This window comes from Kitasatospora sp. NPDC089797, assembly GCF_040684795.1.
Taxonomy (GTDB): domain Bacteria; phylum Actinomycetota; class Actinomycetes; order Streptomycetales; family Streptomycetaceae; genus Kitasatospora.
Window position 1 is genome coordinate 1 of the sequence record NZ_JBFBGS010000112.1, and the last position, 3,724, is coordinate 3,724.

Annotated in this window: 2 pseudogenes; one reads left to right on the top strand and one right to left on the bottom strand. The window is 69.8% G+C overall.

The annotated features are described in order from the left end of the window. Positions 1-1,670: pseudogene (locus tag AB0O91_RS41140) on the bottom strand (hypothetical protein); the annotation flags it as partial. 282 nt (positions 1,671-1,952) lie between these two features. Here AB0O91_RS41140 and AB0O91_RS41145 point away from each other — a divergent pair. Then, a pseudogene (locus AB0O91_RS41145) lies at positions 1,953-3,724 on the top strand (hypothetical protein); the annotation flags it as partial.

The window sequence follows — 3,724 nt, forward strand, 5'->3', positions numbered from 1 at the left end:
GGCCAGGCGTAGGGATTGGTCGGGGTGTTGGGGACGCGGTCGTACTCGACGACGACGGCGGGGTTGTAGGTCAGTCGCTTGAAGGCCATCTTGTCGGACTCGTTGTGGGCGAAGAGTCCGAAGGTGAGGGTGTCGCGGCTGGGGGCGTACTGCTGGTAGACGCCGGTGACGTCGTAGTCGAACTGGGTGGTGCCGCCGCAGCCGCTCTGGCCGGCGCCGCCGACGTCGGCACCGCCGGACCAGGCGACGACGCCGGGGGTGTTGTTCCAACTGGTGCTGTTGTTGATGGGGCCGGTGAGGGCGAGGTCGACCCGGTACTTGTTGGTGCAGGACATGTCGGAGGACTTGGCTTCCCAGACGGACAGGGTGGCCTTGTTGATGACGATGTCGTTGTACCAGCGGGTGTCGAACTGGTAGTAGGAGCGTTCGATGCCCTTGTCGGTGCGCCAGCCCTGGTAGCCGACGCCGGGCTGGGCGTACGGGTCGCCGGAGGCGGTGGTGCGGCCGAGGTTGGAGGTGCCGGGGTACTGGGACTGGGTCCAGGTCCAGGCGTTGGCCTCGCGGCGGTCGTAGATCCAGCCGGGGTCGATGAACCAGGGGCCCTGGCCCTTGCCGAGGACGGTGTCGTCGGTGGTGAGTTCGACGGAGTCGCCGGTGACCGCGGTCTTCATGGTGGCGACCTTGGCGTTGCTCCCGGGGGCCTCGGGAGTGCTGTTGTGCTCCTGGCCCTGGCCCTGGCCCTGGTCCGGGTTGTCGCTGTCGCGTGCGGCGGCGGCCTTGCCCTTGGGCGCGGTGGCGTTCGCGGCGGGAGTGCCGGCGGTGGTGCTGTCCCACATCTGGGGGGTGGGGGCGTGCCAGCGCGCCTTGCCGTCCTTGGCGGTGGCGGTGAGGTTGCCGGCGTCGTCCGTCTGGAGGGTGACGCCCTTGGCCTTGGTGGGGAAGCGGACCTTCTTGAGGGCCGGGTTCTTCGCCGCTTCGGCGGTCTTGACGACCAGGACGGTGGAGAGGCCGCCGAGCTCGGAGGCGGTGACCTTGAGGTCGATGCCGGGGGCGACTTCGGGGTAGACCAGGGCCTCGCCGTTCGGGTCGAGGGTGGGCTTGGTCAGCGGGAAGGGTGAGTCGATGGTGAGGGACTCGCCGTCCGGGCTGGTCAGGGTGCCGAGCGGGCCGTTGCCGCCGCCGGACAGATGGACGCCGGCCACGGCGGACTTGGGGCGGTAGCCGCCCTGGTCGTCGGGGACGAGCGTGCCGTCCAGGTTCGCCCAGGTGCCGTCGTTCTGCTTCACCCGCTGGGGTTCGGGGTGTTCGGTGCGGGAGAAGTGTCCGCTCGGGGTGGCGACCGTCTCGCTGTAGGCGTCGGTCAACTCCGGTACGGCGACGGGCTTTCCGGTGCGCTTGGCCTCCGCCAGTGCCTTGTCGCCCGGTAGTTGCGGCTTCTCGCCGGCGAACTTGGCGTCCCCGGCGGCGATCTGGTCGGCCAGTGCCTTAGGGATCCCAGGAGCGGTGGCACCGGCCGGGGTGGACGGTGCGTTGTCGGCGAAGGCGAGCGGCGCGATGGGCCCGACGGAGGTCAGCGCGAGCGCGAGACCGACCGCGACGGCGTACGAGCGCCGTGACGGGTGCCCGGTCTTGCGCAGGCCAGAGGAGGCTCCGGGAGGAGCGGCAGGCATGGCGAAGCCCTTCAGTGAGTGAGTGAGTGAGTGAGTGAGTGAGTGAGGTTGCTGCAGAAGACGAAGTTTCAGATCGCCTGCAAGGGTCGGGCAGCAACGTGCCGCACAAGCTGATCCGGAGTCAATCCGATTACTGAAACGGGATGTCCGCTTTGCTGGAGCGTTCACCGATATGGTTCACGTGTGATATCCATCACAACCTCAGGGGAAGCTCAACCCGCTCGACCGCCGGATCGTTAGTGTTCTACCCTCCAGCGAGATCCGTCCGCGCCGAGTCGCGGCGTGGACCTCTCGTGGGGGGCTGAAGTGTCCTATTTTCCCGAACGACCACCCAATGGCAGCGGAAGGGGAAAATCCCCCGATCGATGGCTGGAATTGCGTATTGCGACGCTGAGTTCGGCGGCTGTTCTGGCCGTTCTGGCCACTTCGCTCGGTTCCGCGCCAGCCGTGGCGGTGAGCGGCGGCGATCAGAATCGCATCTGGACGCCGCCGAACACGCCGTTGTCGAAGACGGCCTCGGTTCCCGGGGTCGCCGACCACCCCAAGTCGTCCGCACCGGCGACCGGTTCGCCGAACTGGGCGCCTCCGAAGTCGGTGCCGCAGCCGAAGTCGGGCAGCGCGGTGGTGGGGCTGGTCCCGGGTGGGGCGAAGCAGGCCGGTGACCTGCCGGTGTGGCTGCAACCGGCGGGGGGCGGTGCGGGTGCCGCGGTGCGGGTGCAGGTTGTCGCGCCCGGCGGCGATGCCGCAAAGGGCTCTCCGGGGACGGTGGTTGCCCTGTCCGGCGCAGACGCCACGGCGGGCGGGGGCCGGGTCCAGGTCGGGCTCGACCTCGGCGCGATCGGGGCCGGTGCCGAATTCGCGCACCGGGCAGGGTTGGTGTCACTGCCGGAGTGCGCACTGACGACGCCCGAGGCGGACGGCTGCCAGGAGCGGAAGCCGGTGGCCTCGCGCTACGACGAGCAGGCGAAGCGGCTGGTGGCGGAGGTCGAGCTGCCCGCCACCGCTGCGGCCGGCCGGCAGAAGGGGGCGTGGTCGGAGTCCGCGGCCGCCGCCGAGTCGCTCGCCGCTCCGGGGCGGGTGCTGCTGGCGCTGGACGCCGCGCCGTCGAGCGGGACGGGAACGTACAGCGCCACGCCGTTGTCGGCCAGCCAGAAGTGGACCGCGGGCACTTCCTCGGGCTCCTTCACCTACAGCTATCCGATCGCGACGCCGCCGTCGCTCGGCGGCAGTGCTCCGTCGCTGGCCCTCGGCTACGACTCGGCGTCGGTGGACGGGAAGACGGCGTCGACGAACGCCCAGGCTTCCTGGGTCGGTGACGGTTGGGATCTGAGCGCGGGCTTCGTCGAGCGGGGATACCGCGGGTGTGACAAGGCGGGGATTCCGGGTTCGGGGGACCAGTGCTGGGGCGGGCCGAACCTGACGCTGTCACTGGGCGGGCACGCGGGTGAAGTGGTGCCGGATGACGCGTCCTGCGTGGGGGGCGCGGCGACGGATGAGCAGTCGCGGTGCAAGTGGCGCCTGAAGGGCGATGACGGGACGAAGGTCGAGTTCCTGACCGGTGCCGACAACGGGACGTGGAACGGTTCGTACCTGAAGGTGACGGACACGGCCGGGACGGTCTTCTACTTCGGTCTCAACCGGCTTCCGGCGGCGGACGGTTCGCCGTCCAAGGTGGGGCCGGAGAGCAGGTCGGCCTGGACGGTTCCGGTGTACTCGCCGAACGTGGGGGATCCCTGCTACGACGGTTCGAAGGGCAAGGGCTCCTGGTGCCAGATGGCCTGGCGCTGGAACCTGGACTACGTCGTGGACGCGCACGGCAACCTGACCACGTACTCCTACACGCCGGAGACCAATTCGTACTCCCGCGGCGGCGGGCAGAACGGCGGCAGGGGCACGAACACCTCCTACGTCCGGGGTGGTGTGCTGGCCTCGGTCGCTTACGGGCAGCTGCTGTCCGATCAGTTGGGTGCGGGTGGTGCGTACCAGGCGGCGGCGCGGGTGGACTTCGACTCGGGTGAGCGGTGCGTCTCGGACGCGGCGATCTGCGATCCGGC